Origin of the sequence: Corynebacterium genitalium ATCC 33030, assembly GCF_000143825.1 — a bacterium.
Classification (GTDB): Bacteria; Actinomycetota; Actinomycetes; order Mycobacteriales; family Mycobacteriaceae; genus Corynebacterium; species Corynebacterium genitalium.
Genome location: NZ_CM000961.1, coordinates 239722 through 255275, shown reverse-complemented (window position 1 = coordinate 255275; position 15554 = coordinate 239722). Strand labels below are relative to the sequence as shown.

Here is a 15554-nt window from a genome sequence, read left to right as displayed (position 1 = left end):
AGCAGGTCACCGACCCCGCCCGACGGCAAGGAAGTTCGCCACACAGACGCGTGAGCACGATGCTTCCGGCTACATGTCGATAAGTGTCCAGTCAACCTGCGGTAGGCGTTCGCGCGTGGCCATCCACGTCTCGAAGGCTGCAAGGGTCTCGTCGTAGCTGACGATCATTGCCCGGTAGTGGGCGTCGGGGCCACCGTCGCGGACTTCCACTAGGTACGCCCCCTCGGCGGGCTGGTACATGGTCTGGATGTACCGATCCCCGTCATGCGTTTCTCCGACGATGAGGAAGTCCACGTCCTCGCGCCCATGGTCGTGGAAGTAGATCATTTCATTGGTCACGCTGGTCAACCACTGAGACAATGCACGAGGAGAAGCCCAGGCAATGTCCCAGTTGTATGTGCGGATGAACATGTCTGGAGTGTCGTCGCCGTAGGCCAACACAAGGTCGCCTAATTCGAAGACGACGACCAACCCCATGTCCGCGGCGATCTGCGACAGGCGGTGGGCCACCAAGCTGACCACCACGTCGTGGACGTCCACAACAAGGCAGCGGTCGCCTCGAAGTTCGGTGCCATCTGGGTAGAGGCGTCCGTGGTCAATCAGGTCACGGTTCTGCTCCAGGACTTGATCGCGCAGCTGTTCCAATTGTTTGTCTGCGACAAGTGGCCCGTCGGACGCGGCCGCAACAGCCTCGATCATCTCTTGGTTAGGCATGGCCAGGGGCGCGTTGGGCTTGTGGATGATCAGGTCGGTGTTTCCCATGTCTCGTCTCGTTTCGGTTTGGCTGTCGCCCGCTTATAGCTTCACGACGGAAGGCTTGTGGTCCGGCGCAGGAGTGACGAGGACCTCAGGTGAACGCGGTGTTTTAAGGTTCTCTTCGTAGGTGTAGAACCCGTCCGGGGCGCGAAACTGCAGCGTTGTCCAGCCTGTCCAGGGCAGACGGTAGCTGTAATCCACGTGGTCTTGGGGCCCATCGATGGACGTTTCCACCGCATCGACAATCGTGATGCCCTCTTCGTCGACGTGGATGGTGTGAGTGACAAAAGCATCATCCCATTCGCTATAGCTGTCAGCGATGGTGAAGGTGGCTTTGATCGTCTCACTGTCTTCGGGGGACGGCCCACCAATGCAGATTGATCCGGGGCAGAATCCCACCGTTGGATAGCGGGAAAAATCCAGCTCCGCGTCCTCTTCGATGTGGAGGTTGCCGATCACCATGAAAACATAGCTGAACAGCTCAACGACCACATCGAAGGTGCGTGCGGGTTCGCTCATGCGGGGAAAACGCTTACGAGGTCAGCCCGGAGCTGTTCATGACGTCGCGCAGAGTGTTAGCGGAGTGCTGGAACTGCTGCGTTTCGGTCTCGTCGAGATGCAGTTCGACAACATCGCGGATGCCGGTGCGGTTGATCACGGCGGGGGTGCCAATGTAGATGTCGTTCTCACCGTACTCACCTTCGAGCAGGGCGCTGACCGGCAGAACTACGTCCTCGTTGTGGAAGACCGCCTTGGTGATGCGGGCGAGGCCGCCACCGATACCGAAGCTGGTGGAACCCTTGGCGCGGATGATGTTGTAGGCGGCGTCGCGAGTCTCCTCGAAGATGGTGTCCATCTCGTTGGAGGCGTTGTCGTCTTCCTCAGCCAGGCGGCGCAGGCGCTCGCGCAGGGAGACACCTGCCGCGGAGCCAGCGGAGATGACGGGCAGTTCGGTGTCGCCGTGCTCGCCGATGACGTAGGCGTGGACGGAGTTGGAGGAAATCCCGAAGTACTCGCCGAGAGAGTGACGGTAACGGGCGGTGTCCAGGATGGTGCCGGAGCCGATCACCTGGCGCGACGGCAGGCCGGAGAACTTCCAGGTGGCGTAGGCCAGAACATCGACAGGGTTGGTAGCCACGAGGAAGATGCCGTTGAAGCCATGCTTCATGACCTCGCCGACGATGGATTCGAAAATCTTCAGGTTGCGTGCCACAAGGTCGAGGCGGGTTTCACCGTCGCGCTGAGCGACACCGGCGCAGTTGACCACGAGCGCAGCGTCGCGGCAGTCCTCGTAGGTGCCCACGGTCACGCGGGTGTTGTGTCCGGACCACGGAACGGCGTGGTTGAGGTCCTGGACGTGGCCCCACGTCTTTTCCTCGTTGAGGTCGATAATGGCCAGGTGGTCGCACAGGCCCTGGTTGACCAGCGCGTATGCGTAGGCGATGCCGACGTCACCGGCGCCGATGAGGACGACTTTGTTTCCGGCAGTCGGGCTGTTGGTGATCTCGCGGTTTTCGTGCGGGTGGGTCATGGGTGCTCCTTCGGGGTGGTTAGTCACGGGACAGGTCAAACTCAGTGGTTCCTTCGATCCGTTTCGGATCTGTGCGGGTAGCGATGCTGACTCGGTTGAAAGAGTTGATGGCCACAATGCTGACCAGCAGGTTTAGTGTCTCTTCTTCGCCGAGCTTTTCGACGGCAGCATCCCACAGGTCATCCGGAACCGATTCGTCGCCGTCGATGTGGGTTATCGCGTCGGTAAGCGAAAGGACCAGTTGCTCGTCCTCACTGAACGCATCGCTGTTGTTGGTCCACCGCTCTGCTTTGAGGATGCCCTCCTCGGACCAGCCGTCTTTGCGTGCGTCGCGGCGGTGGGTGGCGATGCACGCGCGGCAATCATTCAAGACCGAGGCACGCAATGAGACGAGGTGGCGGTAGTCTTCCGGCACATTTTGCGAGGTGTATTTCACCATGGGCAGCAGCGAGCGCATCGCGTCGCCCCTGAGTTGCTTCCTAGGTGTCTCGGATGGCTCGGTCATATTTCCGAGCCTAGTCTTCCCAGCTCCGGCGTGCTGTGTGGGAAAGCTAACTCATCACGGCCGCGGCCGGTTAGCGGGAGGAGCGAATGGTGAGCGCCAGGACTGCTCCGATAATGCAGGCCACAGTGGCTGGCCGAAGTGGTGGAGAGTGACCAACGGCTTGATGCCCCGAGAAAGAAGGCCGCGGTACTCCTCGGCGTAGCGCGCCAGCCCATCCTCATCGAATAAGCGATTTGTGCTTTTCAGGCGCTGACCTGTATGGTTGACCGACGGACCTGAGCGCGAAGCACGAATGCGCCTCAGAGCCGTTTTTGAACGTGACAATCCGACATTGTTGCAGGCCCCCCGCCATAATGCGGACCGTATGAAGGGTGGCGGCGAGCACCTTCCGTTACTAAGCGGCAAGGAGCGCCCCCAAGTAGCTGTAGTAGCCCCCGACAAAACACGCGGATAACGCAGGTGGGTCACGGGAACCGCAACGAGAAAGGTAAACGGTCAACTATGACCATGACAGATCCTATTGCGGACATGCTGTCTCGCGTGCGCAACGCTAACAACGCGCACCACGAGACCGTGTCCATGCCCTCCTCGAAGTTGAAGGTCAACATCGCGGAGATCCTCAAGCAGGAGGGCTACATCGCTGACTACACGGTTGAGGAAGAAAAGGTCGGCAAGACCCTGTCCCTCGACCTGAAGTACGGCCCGTCCCGCGAGTCTTCCATCGCTGGCCTGCGCCGTGTGTCCAAGCCTGGTCTGCGCGTCTACGCGAAGTCCGGCGACCTGCCGCAGGTTCTCGGCGGCCTGGGCGTGGCCATCATCTCCACGTCCCAGGGTCTGCTGACGGACCGCCAGGCCCAGGAGAAGGGTGTAGGTGGGGAAGTCCTCGCCTACGTCTGGTAAGGGAGGTTTGTTAAAACATGTCTCGTGTAGGTAACGCACCCATCGCTATTCCCGGCGGCGTCGAAACCAAGATCGACGGCCAGCACGTCGAGGTCAAGGGCCCGAAGGGCACCCTGTCCGTGGACGTTCCGGAGCCGATCACCGCTGCTGTTGAAGACAACCAGATCGTGGTCTCCCGTCCGGACGACCACCGCACCAACCGCTCCCTCCACGGTCTGTCCCGCTCGCTGATCAACAACTGCGTTGTCGGCGTGACCGAGGGTTACAAGATCAACATGGAGATCTTCGGCGTCGGTTACCGCGTGCAGCAGAAGGGCAAGGACCTTGAGTTCTCCCTCGGCTACTCGCACCCGATTCTGATTCAGGCGCCGGAAGGCGTCACCTTCGCTGTCGACGGCAACACCAAGTTCTCTATCGAAGGCATCAACAAGCAGCAGGTTGGCCAGATTGCCGCGAACATCCGCCGCCTCCGTAAGGATGACCCGTACAAGGGTAAGGGCATCCGCTACGAGGGTGAGCAGATTCGCCGCAAGGTCGGAAAGACGGGTAAGTAAACAATGAGCACTGAAGCAAACACTCAGAAGCGCACCCCGGTCGGCCGGGACATTGCTACCCGCCGCCGCGAAGCACGCGTCCGCCGCCACAACCGCATCCGCAAGACCCTGCGTGGCACCCCGGAGACCCCGCGTCTCGTCGTGCACCGCAGCTCCCGCCACATGCACGTCCAGGTCATCGACGACCTGGCAGGCCACACCCTGGTCTCCGCTTCCTCCATGGAAGAGGACGTGCGCGGCGTTGAGGGCGACAAGAAGGCCAAGGCAGCGAAGGTCGGCGAGCTGATCGCCGAGCGTGCCAAGGCAGCTGGCATCGACGAGGTCGTTTTCGACCGCGCCGGTTACAAGTACCACGGCCGCGTCGCAGCGCTTGCAGACGCAGCCCGCGAAGGTGGTTTGAAGTTCTAATGATCACCGCAGCAAAGTTCGCAAACATCAACGGAAGGATCGCGTAATGGCCGAGCGTGAACAGCGTGAAGGCGGAGCATCCGCCGAGGACCAGAACCAGAACGCTGCAGCAGACAACGCTGCAACGGACAACAACGACAACCGCGGTCGCGGCGACCGTAACGGCCGCGGTGACCGTAATGACCGAGGCGACCGCGGTGGCCGCGGCCGCCGTGACGACCGCCGCAACGATCGCGGTGGCCGCGACGACGAGCGCGACAAGTACATCGAGCGCGTCGTGACCATCAACCGTGTGGCCAAGACCGTTAAGGGTGGCCGCAACATGTCCTTCACCGCACTCGTGGTCGTCGGCGACGGCCAGGGCATGGTCGGTGTCGGCTACGGCAAGGCCAAGGAAGTTCCGGCCGCAATTCAGAAGGGTGCTGAAGAGGCTCGCAAGAACTTCTTCCGCGTCCCGATGATCGGCGGCACCATCCCTCACCCGGTCCAGGGCGAGGCCGCAGCGGGCATCGTGATGCTCCGCCCGGCAGCTCCCGGTACCGGTGTCATCGCCGGCGGCGCTGCCCGCCCGGTGCTCGAGTGCGCTGGTGTCCAGGACATCCTGGCCAAGTCCCTCGGTTCCGACAACGCCCTCAACGTGGTTCAGGCCACCGTTGCCGGCCTGAAGGAACTCGTCCGCCCCGAGGAAGTTGCTGCACGCCGCGGCAAGTCCATCGAGGAGGTCGCTCCGGCCCGTATGCTGCGTGCACGCGCAGGACAGGAGGCGTAACCCACCATGGCACTGAAGATCACTTTGAACCACGGTCTCGTCGGTGAGAAGCCGACGACCCGCAAGAACATTGAGGCTCTGGGTCTGCGCAAGATTGGCCACTCCGTGGTCAAGAAGGACAATGACGCTACTCGCGGCATGATCCTCAAGGTGCGCCACCTGGTCACCGTCGAAGAAGTAGCAGGGGAGTAAACATGGCTGAAGTAATCAAGCTCCATGATCTGCGCCCGGCTGAGGGTGCAAACAAGGCGAAGACCCGTGTCGGCCGCGGTGAGGCGTCCAAGGGCAAGACCGCTGGCCGCGGTACCAAGGGCACCAAGGCCCGCAAGCAGGTGTCGGCAGCATTCGAAGGTGGCCAGATGCCGCTTCACATGCGCCTGCCGAAGCTGAAGGGCTTCAAGAACCCGAACAAGGTCATCTACCAGGTTGTCAACGTTTCCGACCTGGCAAAGGCCTTCCCGGAGGGCGGCACCATCACCACCGCTGACATTGCTGACGCTGGCCTGGTTCGCAAGAACCAGCCGGTGAAGGTGCTCGGTGACGGTGAGATCAGCGTCAAGCTGAACATCACCGCCGAGAAGTTCTCCAAGTCCGCGTCGGAGAAGATCACTGCCGCTGGTGGCACCACCACCGAGGCAGTGTCCCGCGCCACGGCTGTCCAGACCGACGCCGCGGCTGATGCCGCTGACGCTCAGGGCGTCAAGGAGTCTGACCCGTTGACGGGCACGGCCTCCATGACAAGGCCGGCAGCAGACGAGGCTGACGAGGAGAACTAACCCCTCGAAAGCTCCACGTCCATCCCCGCGATGACGGATTCATTTCCGCCGTCGTGGGGATTTTTCACGCCGCGGGATCATTGTGGCGCCGAGGTTTTATCGCTCGGTTCGCAGGCAGGGGTGTGCCACGGGCGCGGTGAGAAGCCCACGGAAAAGGCCTTGTACTAGTTGCCGTTTCATGGTTTGTCCGGTGCACCTGCTAGGGTGAACAAGTCAAATATGCCCCGGTGTGTGTGCCGGGTGCGAACCGTACATAACTGTCCGCAATCTTCTCTGGTGCTGCCACGGCCAGAGGAGCCAGGAGGCCACGTGTCAGCCATTGTTCAAGCGTTCAAGGACGCCGATCTACGCAAGAAGATCCTGATCACCATTGCGCTGATTGTTCTGTACCGCATCGGTGCGCAGATCCCCACCCCGGGAGTCGACTACGCGATCATCGCGGAGCGTCTCTCCGCTCTGACGGAGAGCGGAGAGTCGAACATCTTCTCCGTGATCAGCTTGTTCTCGGGGGGCGCGCTGCTGCAGCTATCCATCTTCGCCATCGGCATTATGCCGTACATTACGGCGTCGATCATCACCCAGCTGCTGACAGTGGTCATTCCGCGCTTCGAGGAGCTGAAGAAGGAAGGCCAGGCCGGCCAGACCAAGATGACGCAGTACACGCGTTACCTCACGGTGGCGCTCGCACTGTTGCAGTCTGCCGGCATCGTGGCACTCGCGGACCGTGAGCAGCTCTTGGGTAGCGGCGTTCCGGTGCTGGTGGAGGATCGCACCATTTGGACACTGATCATGATGGTCATTGTGATGACCTCCGGTGCGATCCTGATCATGTGGCTCGGCGAGATCATCACTGAAAAGGGTGTGGGCAACGGTATGTCCCTGCTTATCTTCGCCGGTATCGCCACCCGCCTTCCCACGGACGGTGCGTCCATCTACAGCCAGTCCGGACCGGTCGTGTTCGCAGTGGTCGTCGCGGCTGTGATTCTTCTCGTGGTCGGCATCGTGTTCATCGAGCAGGGCCAGCGCCGCATTCCGGTGCAGTACGCGAAGCGCATGGTGGGCCGCCGCCAGTACGGTGGTACCTCCACTTACCTGCCGCTGAAGGTCAACCAGGCCGGTGTGATCCCGGTGATCTTCGCCTCCTCGCTGATGTATGTCCCGGTTTTGATCACCCAGATTGTCAACTCCGACAAGCCGGTTCCGCCAGACAACTGGTGGATGTCCAACGTTATGGCGTGGTTGCAGAACCCGGGATCCTGGCAGTACATCCTGATCTACTTCACCCTGATCATTTTCTTCGCCTACTTCTACGTGTCTATCCAGTACGACCCGAACGAGCAGGCCGACAACATGAAGAAGTACGGCGGCTTCATCCCGGGCATTCGTCCGGGCCGCCCGACTGCGGAGTACCTGGCATTTGTGATGAATCGTCTGCTCTTCGTTGGCGCCATCTACCTCGGCCTGATCGCCATTCTTCCGAACATCGCTTTGGATCTGGGTGTCGGCGGTAGTGGCAACATGGGCATGTCCGCGTTCGGTGGTACGGCTATCCTGATTATGGTGTCCGTGGCACTGACCACGGTGAAGCAAATTGAATCCCAGCTACTGCAATCCAACTACGAAGGACTGTTGAAATAATGCGTCTCGTTCTCCTTGGCCCTCCCGGTGCCGGCAAAGGTACCCAAGCAGCAATTCTCTCCGAGAAGCTGAACATCCCCCACATCTCCACGGGCGATCTGTTCCGCGCGAACATCGGCGAAGGCACTCCGCTTGGCGTGGAGGCGAAGGAGTACATCGACGCGGGCAAGCTGGTGCCCACTGAGGTCACCGCGCGCATGGTCGAAGAACGTTTGGCCGAGCAGGACGCGGAAAACGGATGGCTTCTCGACGGCTTCCCGCGCACCGTCGAGCAAGCCGAGATCCTCGCGGAGCTACTTGACCGTCAGGGCCAAAAGCTCGACGGTGTGATCAATTACCAGGTGGACGAGGATGTTGTCGTTGAGCGCATGCTCGCCCGCGGGCGCGCCGATGACAACGAGGAGACCATCCGCACCCGTCTGCAGGTCTACCGCGATGAGACCTCTCCGCTGATCGATCACTACGGTGACGCCTTGATCAACATTGATGCGGACGGTGAGGTTGAAGAGGTCAACGCCCGCACTATGGAGCGTCTGGGCCAGTAAATGCTGTTCGGCCGGAAGCGGGCGATCCCGGCGAAAACGCCGGGTGAGCTCGATGCGATGGAGGAGGCCGGCAAGATCGTCGGCATCGCGCTGCAAGAAGTGCGCAAGGCGGCAGTCGCAGGCTCTACCACGCTGGATCTAGACACTGTGGCGGAGCAGGTCATCCGCGACCACGGTGCCATTCCGACGTTCAAGGGATACAACGGTTTTCCTGGATCGATCTGCGCGTCCGTGAACGATGTCGTCGTCCACGGCATCCCGGGGAAGAACATCGTTCTGGCTGACGGCGATCTAGTATCCATTGACTGCGGCGCGACATTCGACGGCTGGGTCGGTGACTCGGCGTGGAGCTTCGGGGTGGGGGAGCTGTCTGCGGACGTCGATAAGCTCAATCGCGCAACCGAGCAGGTACTTGAAGAAGGCCTGCAGGCGATGGTGCCGGGTAACAGGCTTACCGACGTCTCCCACGCGCTCGAGCAAGCCACCCGTCGCGCTGAACAGGCATTCGGTGTTGAATTGGGAATTCTCGCCGGTTACGGCGGCCACGGTATTGGCCGCGCGATGCACGAAGACCCGTACCTGGAGAATGAAGGCCGGCCTGGCCGTGGCCCGCTGATTCAGGCAGGGTCGGTGCTGGCGATTGAACCGATGCTCATTCTGGGGGGTGAGACCGATTCGGTCGTCCTGGAGGATGACTGGACGGTCGTTACCGCTGATGGCTCACCGGCTGCTCACTGGGAGCACACTGTCGCTGCGACTGAAAACGGACCGCGAATTTTGACGCCGCGGACAGGGTAGAACCAGCAAAGTTATTCAACGTGAATACAATTTCGCGTTTATGTATGCGTTTAGTATGTCTAGGCGTTAAGCTTTTAGCATGTTCACTTCTTCCCGTAAACATCGCACTTTCGTCATTGCTGTCAGTACTGCCGTAGCCGTGTCTGCGGCACCCGCCGTTGCCGAGGCGGATGCCGCGTCAGCTCAGAGCTCTGGGGCCCAGATAAGCGCATCGATCGGCCGCGAAGGTTCTTCCAGCAACCTCGATGCCGTTGAAATCTTGGGGGCTGCTCGAGAGTTTGCGCGTGATCAGGCTTCCGCCATTGCCTCCGGCAACCCTGCGGTAGAGGGGCTGCTGCACGGGGCGATCGACAACATTGTTGAATTCATCCACCCGGGCTTGATCGGGGAGCCGGCCGAGGAGAACCCCACGCCAGTTCCACCCGAGCCGGAACGCCCGCTCACGCCTGAAGAGCGTGGTGGCAAGCCGATCTTCCAGATTTCGTGGTAGGCGACAAGCTTAATCACAGCCTTTCTGCGGCTCGCGGACAAGTATCTCTCCGTTGCACTTCACGTAACTAATAGTTTCGGGTTATACTTTCCGCATGCAGAAACCATCCTTCCGTTCCGTGCGGGCCCTTGTGGCCGGTGTAGGTGTAACGGCTGCTCTAGTCGCGGCTCCCGTTCCGGCGCAGGCTCAGCCCGCCCTCCCGCAGGTCAACGTGTCCAGCTCTCCGTTCCTGCAGAATGCGGAAACGGCTCTCCAGGCAGCAGCCATGCAGATCAACCGTGATGCCCGCAACGCGGTGTGGGACACTCGCAATGCGTTGCGTAGCGCGGCCACCACAGTCTCCGGTGGCAACAGGGCACAGGAAAAGAAGCTTCACGACGGCATTGACCGCCTCGTCGATGCCATCGCCCCGGGGCTGATCGCCGAGAAGACCCCGAAGCCAAAACCTGCCCCGGCTCCCGCACCGAAGCCGGCTCCGGCGCCGCGCCCGGCCCCGGCTCCGCAGCCGGGTGGGTGTGCGCCGTCGGCACGCGCGTGCGTTGACCTGAAGAACCAGCGCACGTGGCTGCAGCGCGGCGGTAAGGTCAGCTACGGTCCGGTCCGCATGGGCTCCGGCAAGCCGGGCCATGAGACTCCGAAGGGATTCTTCTACGTCAACCGCAAGGTCAAGGACGAAATCTCTTGGGAGTTCAACAACGCCCCGATGCCGTTTGCTACCTACTTCACTTTCAACGGCATCGCGTTCCACCAGGGCGACCCGTCCATCAAGTCCCATGGTTGTGTCCGAATGCACCGCCAGGACGCGGAGCAATACTTCAACTCCCTGCAGATCGGTGACCAGGTCCACGTTTTCTAAACGCGTACCCGCACCCACGAGCTTGCTCCCCAACCATACGGTTGGGGATTTTGCTTTTATGCAGGTAGAAGGCTAAAGTTGTGCGATGGTGTGGGGCATGATTGCCACCGCACTATGTAGTAATGGTCGAAACGTCAGGTGACCAGCATATTTTCACTGTCACCAGGAAAGCGGAGTGTATGGCTAAAGAAGGCGCAATCGAGGTCGAGGGCCGCATTATCGAGCCCTTGAAGAACGCAATGTTCCGTGTCGAACTGGACAACGGGCACGAAGTTCTCGCCCACATCAGCGGCAAGATGCGCCAGCACTACATCCGCATCCTCCCCGAGGACCGTGTCGTTGTGGAGCTGTCTCCCTACGACCTGGAACGCGGGCGCATCACCTACCGCTACAAGTAAAACGAGAAGCCTCCTTATTCACGGCATGCCCCAAGGTGGGCATGTTTTCTCACCTCCGGCTGCGGTGGCTGGAGCCGCGTGAACCACGACCCAAGTGTCCGGCCGGACCGGACCCAAGCGTCGACTGACGTGGACGAATAGGGAGAAAACCACCGAAACAACCTGAAAGGCACGTCCAACATGGCACGTCTCGCTGGTGTGGACCTTCCGCGCAACAAGCGCATGGAGGTCGCACTGACCTACATTTACGGAATCGGGCCTGCCCGTTCCAAGGAACTGCTCGAAAAGACCGGCATTTCTCCCGACCTGCGCACCGACAACCTGACCGACGATCAGGTCGCAGCTCTTCGTGATGTCATTGAGAACTCGTGGAAGGTTGAGGGTGACCTCCGCCGCGAAGTTCAGGCTGACATCCGCCGCAAGATTGAGATTGGCTCCTACCAGGGCCTGCGCCACCGCCGTGGACTTCCCGTCCGTGGCCAGCGCACCAAGACCAACGCGCGTACCCGCAAGGGACCGAAGAAGACCATCGCAGGAAAGAAGAAGTAATACATGCCTCCGAAGACTCGTTCCACTACGCGTCGCTCTGGTCGCCGCGTAGCCAAGAAGAATGTGGCCGCAGGCCACGCGTACATCAAGTCCACCTTCAACAACACCATCGTGTCCATCACGGACCCGAACGGTGCTGTCATCTCCTGGGCCTCCTCCGGCCACGTCGGTTTCAAGGGCTCCCGTAAGTCCACGCCGTTCGCCGCACAGATGGCCGCAGAGTCCGCGGCCCGCAAGGCAATGGACCACGGCATGAAGAAGGTCGACGTTTTCGTCAAGGGCCCGGGCTCCGGCCGCGAGACCGCAATCCGTTCCATCCAGGCCGCCGGCCTGGAGGTGTCCTCGATCTCCGACGTGACGCCGCAGCCGTTCAACGGCTGCCGTCCGCCGAAGCGTCGTCGCGTTTAACAGGCTGAAAGGAAAAGAGGTAACTACACATGGCTCGTTACACCGGCCCTGCTACCCGTAAGTCCCGTCGCCTCCGCGTCGACCTCGTCGGCGGCGACATGTCCTTCGAGCGTCGCCCCTACCCTCCGGGGCAGGCTGGCCGCGCCCGCATCAAGGAGTCCGAGTACCTGCTCCAGCTGCAGGAGAAGCAGAAGGCACGCTTCACCTACGGTGTCATGGAGAAGCAATTCCGCCGCTACTACGAGGAGGCTAACCGCCTCCCGGGCAAGACCGGCGACAACCTGCTGGTGCTCCTGGAATCCCGTCTGGACAACGTTGTGTACCGTGCTGGTCTGGCGCGCACCCGCCGCCAGGCACGTCAGCTGGTTTCCCACGGCCACTTCACCGTCAACGGTGTGAAGACCAATGTGCCGTCCTACCAGGTGACCCAGTACGACATCATCGACGTCCGCGAAAAGTCCCGTAACATGCTCTGGTTCGAAGACGCCCAGGACAACCTGGTCGACTCCGTTGTCCCGGCCTGGCTGCAGGTCGTTCCGGAGACCCTGCGCATCCTCGTGCACCAGCTGCCCGAGCGCGCTCAGATTGACGTTCCGCTGCAAGAGCAGCTCATCGTCGAGCTTTACTCGAAGTAACCCCCTACCGGCGTCATATAGCGGTCGCCGAAAAAGGAGAAGTTCATGCTCATCTCACAGCGTCCTCAACTCACCGAGGAATACATCGACACCAACCGTTCGAAGTTCGTCATCGAACCGCTCGAGCCCGGTTTCGGCTACACCCTCGGTAACTCTCTGCGCCGTACGCTGCTGTCGTCCATCCCGGGCGCTGCAGTGACGTCCATCAAGATCGAGGGTGTGCTCCACGAGTTCACCACGATCAACGGCGTCAAAGAGAACGTCTCTGAGATCATCCTCAACATCAAGAACCTGGTGCTGTCCTCCGATTCCGATGAACCGGTGGTCATGTACCTGTCCGCACAGGGCCCGACCGACGTCACTGCCGCAGATATTGATCTGCCTGCCGACGTCACCGTGCACAACCCGGACCTGCACATCGCTTCTCTGAACGAGAGCGCACGCCTGGACATGGAGCTCGTTGTCGAGCGTGGCCGCGGTTACGTCCCGGCGATGACCAACTCCGGCGGCGAGATCGGCCGTATCCCGGTCGACCAGATCTACTCGCCTGTGCTGAAGGTGTCCTACAAGGTTGAGGCAACCCGTGTTGAGCAGCGCACTGACTTTGACAAGCTGATCATCGACGTGGAGACCAAGAACTCCATGAGCGCCCGCGACGCCCTGGCGTCCGCTGGCTCCACCTTGGTCGAGCTGTTCGGTCTCGCACGCGAGCTGAACACTGCCGCCGAGGGCATCGAGATCGGCCCGTCTCCGCAGGAGACCGAGTACATCGCTGCATACAACATGCCGATCGAAGACCTGAACTTCTCTGTCCGCTCCTACAACTGCCTGAAGCGCCAGGAGATCCACACTGTCGGTGAGCTTGCTGAATGCACCGAGTCCGACCTGCTGGATATCCGTAACTTCGGCCAGAAGTCCATCAACGAGGTCAAGATCAAGCTGGCTTCCCTGGGCCTGACGCTCAAGGATGCTCCGGAAGACTTCGATCCGACCCAGATTGAGGGCTACGACGCGGAAACCGGCGATTACGTTGACGGCGGCTTGGACGACGCTGAGTAAAGAACTGAGCGCCGCACGCGCACACACTTTTTAATCCACGAGGAGTACAACAATGCCTACCCCGAAGAAGGGCCCGCGTCTCGGCGGCTCGGCTGGGCACCAGAAGCACATTCTGGCCAACCTGGCTAGCCAGCTGTTCGAGCACGGCGCCATCACCACCACCGACGCTAAGGCGAAGGTTCTGCGCCCGTACGCGGAGAAGCTGATCACCAAGGCAAAGTCCGGCACGGTCAACGACCGTCGCGCCGTGGCTGCCGAGATCCCGAACAAGGACGTCGTTACGTACCTGTTCAACGAGCTTGCTCCGAGGTTCGAGAACCGCCCCGGTGGTTACACTCGCACCATCAAGCTGGAGAACCGCAAGGGCGACAACGCCCCAATGTCCCAGATCTCCCTCGTTCTCGAGGAGACTGTCTCTGCTGAGGCGACCCGCGCTACCCGCGCAGCAGCGTCCCGCGAGAAGGCTGCCCAGGAAGCAGCCGCTGGCCAGGATGCAGCCGCACCGGCTGAGGCTGAGGTGACCGAGGTCAACGAGGCTACCGAGGCTGCCGCTACCGCCGCAGCTGAGTCTGAGAACACGACCACTGTCGTCGCTCCGGAGAGCGAAGAGACTGTTGTGAACATTAACGAGGTTGAGACTCAGGCTGACGTGACCGAGGTCGTCGAGGAAGAAGCTGAGGCTGAGGGCGACAAGTAAGCCCGTCATGTAGGGCTATAGGCCCGTTCGTGAAAACCGCCTGTTGAGGAGACGCCTTCTCGACGGGCGGTTTTCTTTTTTAAGGTTTATTTGAGTAGCGCTCTTCTAGTCCCAAGCCGTAGTTCTGGAACCCCCGCGCCCCCCAACCGCTGCGCCGCATTGAGGTAAGTTCGAAATCGCCGTTCCAGAAGAGCTTCTAGCAGATAGATTGCATCCCCCAAGATGTAGTATGAAACCCGAGCGCAGGACGAGCTCCTCGCATATACATCGCACCGCCCGAAGGTTCGCTTTCGGGCGGTGTTGTCATATCGGGGTTAGGCCGCTGATTGGTACGGTAAGCCCCGATGAAACATCAAGCATCCAACCCTGGTTTAGATGAAGAGCAAGCGGGCATTGTCCGCCTCCGCCTCGACATCGCGTATGACGGCACTCGGTTCCACGGCTGGGCCCGCCAGGCGGCTGCCCCGGGGGAGGAGACCCCAGTACGGACGGTGCAGGGGGAACTGGAAGATGCGCTCAGCCTCATCTTGCGTCATCCCGTGGAGCTCACCGTTGCGGGGCGCACGGATGCCGGGGTGCATGCTACAGGCCAGGTCGCGCACGCGGATGTGCCCAAACACGCGCTCGACCAGCGGTCGATCGTCGGGGAGCCGGAGAAGCTCACCCGCCGCCTCGCTCGGCTGCTGGAACCGGACCTCCGGGTCACCGCTGTCACCGAGGCACCACGAGATTTCGATGCCCGTTTCTCTGCGCTGACGCGCACCTACCGCTACCGGGTGACCACCAATACTGCTGGTCCGAACCCGCTCAGGCGCACGGACACCGCGGCGTGGACCAAGAAGATTGACCTTCACGCCGTGCAGGAGACGGCAACGGCCTTGGTCGGGCTGAATGACTACGCGGCGTTCTGCAAGCCCCGGCCTCACGCCACCACGATCCGCGACATTCACTCTTTCACGTGGGCGGATGTCTCCACGCCGGAGGAACCGGAGCTCTACGAAGCCACGATCACGGCTGATGCGTTTTGCTGGCACATGGTTCGGGCCCTCGTCGCTACGTGTTTGGACGTCGGCTCAGGTGCTCGTGATGTCTCATGGGCAAAGACGTTGCTCGCCGCTCACGAGAGGGATCCATTGGTCAAACTAGCGCCGGCAAACGGGCTTACCCTCATTCGCGTGGACTACCCAGAGGCCGCTCAGCTGGGGGAGAGGGTGTTGGTGACCAGGGATCGTCGTAAAGCGAAGGATGTGGAATAGACTGCTCTGATGGAACAGGGAAGAAA

At 61.0% G+C, this 15554-nt stretch carries 21 protein-coding genes and 1 pseudogene; 18 read left to right on the top strand and 4 right to left on the bottom strand.

Features of this window, described 5'->3' with window-relative positions:
- Positions 1 to 69: 69 nt before the first annotated feature.
- Genes HMPREF0291_RS01190 through HMPREF0291_RS01175 form a run of 4 tightly spaced genes read right to left on the bottom strand, consistent with a single transcriptional unit; the run spans position 70 to position 2792 of the window.
- Positions 70 to 762, bottom strand: coding sequence for a hypothetical protein (locus HMPREF0291_RS01190; RefSeq protein ID WP_005286683.1), 693 nt, complete (start codon positions 760 to 762; stop codon positions 70 to 72).
- A gap of 33 nt (positions 763 to 795) precedes the next feature.
- Positions 796 to 1275, bottom strand: coding sequence for a hypothetical protein (locus HMPREF0291_RS01185; RefSeq protein ID WP_005286680.1), 480 nt, complete (start codon positions 1273 to 1275; stop codon positions 796 to 798).
- A gap of 13 nt (positions 1276 to 1288) precedes the next feature.
- Positions 1289 to 2287 carry an L-lactate dehydrogenase gene (locus HMPREF0291_RS01180; protein ID WP_005286677.1) on the bottom strand — a complete coding sequence of 333 codons (999 nt, stop codon included), beginning with the start codon at positions 2285 to 2287 and terminating at the stop codon, positions 1289 to 1291.
- Between the two features lie 19 nt (positions 2288 to 2306).
- Positions 2307 to 2792 carry a carboxymuconolactone decarboxylase family protein gene (locus HMPREF0291_RS01175; protein WP_005286674.1) on the bottom strand — a complete coding sequence of 162 codons (486 nt, stop codon included), beginning with the start codon at positions 2790 to 2792 and terminating at the stop codon, positions 2307 to 2309.
- Between the two features lie 501 nt (positions 2793 to 3293).
- Between HMPREF0291_RS01175 and rpsH the strand changes: the two genes are divergently transcribed.
- From rpsH to truA, 18 genes and pseudogenes are all read left to right on the top strand, one after another.
- Positions 3294 to 3692 (top strand): 30S ribosomal protein S8, encoded by a 399-nt coding sequence (gene rpsH / locus HMPREF0291_RS01170; RefSeq protein ID WP_005286671.1) that lies wholly within the window; start codon positions 3294 to 3296, stop codon positions 3690 to 3692.
- Positions 3693 to 3709: 17 nt separating this feature from the next.
- Entirely contained in the window at positions 3710 to 4246 is a 537-nt protein-coding gene (gene rplF, locus HMPREF0291_RS01165; RefSeq protein WP_005286668.1) for a 50S ribosomal protein L6, read from the top strand.
- 3 nt (positions 4247 to 4249) lie between these two features.
- The gene (gene rplR, locus HMPREF0291_RS01160) at positions 4250 to 4654 is read left to right on the top strand and encodes a 50S ribosomal protein L18 (RefSeq protein WP_005286666.1); all 405 of its coding nucleotides are present in this window, start codon (positions 4250 to 4252) and stop codon (positions 4652 to 4654) included.
- A 46-nt stretch (positions 4655 to 4700) separates the two neighbouring features.
- Positions 4701 to 5423 (top strand): 30S ribosomal protein S5, encoded by a 723-nt coding sequence (rpsE, locus tag HMPREF0291_RS01155; protein ID WP_005286663.1) that lies wholly within the window; start codon positions 4701 to 4703, stop codon positions 5421 to 5423.
- Between the two features lie 6 nt (positions 5424 to 5429).
- Positions 5430 to 5615 carry a 50S ribosomal protein L30 gene (gene rpmD / locus HMPREF0291_RS01150; protein WP_005286661.1) on the top strand — a complete coding sequence of 62 codons (186 nt, stop codon included), beginning with the start codon at positions 5430 to 5432 and terminating at the stop codon, positions 5613 to 5615.
- A 2-nt stretch (positions 5616 to 5617) separates the two neighbouring features.
- Positions 5618 to 6061: pseudogene (rplO, locus tag HMPREF0291_RS01145) on the top strand (50S ribosomal protein L15); the annotation flags it as partial.
- A 447-nt stretch (positions 6062 to 6508) separates the two neighbouring features.
- On the top strand, positions 6509 to 7837 hold the full coding sequence (gene secY, locus HMPREF0291_RS01140; protein ID WP_005286656.1) for a preprotein translocase subunit SecY: 1329 nt from the start codon (positions 6509 to 6511) through the stop codon (positions 7835 to 7837).
- Complete coding sequence (locus tag HMPREF0291_RS01135) at positions 7837 to 8382, top strand: adenylate kinase (RefSeq protein ID WP_005286653.1); 546 nt, start codon at positions 7837 to 7839, stop codon at positions 8380 to 8382. Before secY ends, HMPREF0291_RS01135 begins: the two co-directional genes overlap by 1 nt.
- On the top strand, positions 8383 to 9180 hold the full coding sequence (gene map / locus HMPREF0291_RS01130) for a type I methionyl aminopeptidase (RefSeq protein WP_005286650.1): 798 nt from the start codon (positions 8383 to 8385) through the stop codon (positions 9178 to 9180).
- A gap of 79 nt (positions 9181 to 9259) precedes the next feature.
- Positions 9260 to 9670: a hypothetical protein gene (locus tag HMPREF0291_RS01125; RefSeq protein WP_005286648.1), complete on the top strand. Its 411-nt coding sequence runs from the start codon at positions 9260 to 9262 to the stop codon at positions 9668 to 9670.
- 94 nt (positions 9671 to 9764) lie between these two features.
- On the top strand, positions 9765 to 10526 hold the full coding sequence (locus HMPREF0291_RS01120) for a L,D-transpeptidase (RefSeq protein WP_005286645.1): 762 nt from the start codon (positions 9765 to 9767) through the stop codon (positions 10524 to 10526).
- 179 nt (positions 10527 to 10705) lie between these two features.
- Entirely contained in the window at positions 10706 to 10924 is a 219-nt protein-coding gene (gene infA, locus HMPREF0291_RS01115; protein ID WP_040423423.1) for a translation initiation factor IF-1, read from the top strand.
- 180 nt (positions 10925 to 11104) lie between these two features.
- Positions 11105 to 11473 (top strand): 30S ribosomal protein S13, encoded by a 369-nt coding sequence (gene rpsM / locus HMPREF0291_RS01110; protein ID WP_005286639.1) that lies wholly within the window; start codon positions 11105 to 11107, stop codon positions 11471 to 11473.
- 3 nt (positions 11474 to 11476) lie between these two features.
- On the top strand, positions 11477 to 11881 hold the full coding sequence (gene rpsK / locus HMPREF0291_RS01105) for a 30S ribosomal protein S11 (protein WP_040423422.1): 405 nt from the start codon (positions 11477 to 11479) through the stop codon (positions 11879 to 11881).
- 29 nt (positions 11882 to 11910) lie between these two features.
- Positions 11911 to 12516, top strand: a complete 606-nt coding sequence (gene rpsD / locus HMPREF0291_RS01100; RefSeq protein ID WP_005286633.1) for a 30S ribosomal protein S4 — start codon at positions 11911 to 11913, stop codon at positions 12514 to 12516.
- Between the two features lie 45 nt (positions 12517 to 12561).
- A complete protein-coding gene (locus tag HMPREF0291_RS01095) occupies positions 12562 to 13575 on the top strand; it encodes a DNA-directed RNA polymerase subunit alpha (RefSeq protein ID WP_005286632.1) in 1014 nt (337 codons plus the stop codon).
- 52 nt (positions 13576 to 13627) lie between these two features.
- Entirely contained in the window at positions 13628 to 14272 is a 645-nt protein-coding gene (gene rplQ, locus HMPREF0291_RS01090) for a 50S ribosomal protein L17 (protein WP_005286628.1), read from the top strand.
- A gap of 344 nt (positions 14273 to 14616) precedes the next feature.
- Positions 14617 to 15528 (top strand): tRNA pseudouridine(38-40) synthase TruA, encoded by a 912-nt coding sequence (truA, locus tag HMPREF0291_RS01085; protein ID WP_005286626.1) that lies wholly within the window; start codon positions 14617 to 14619, stop codon positions 15526 to 15528.
- Positions 15529 to 15554 lie beyond the last annotated feature (26 nt).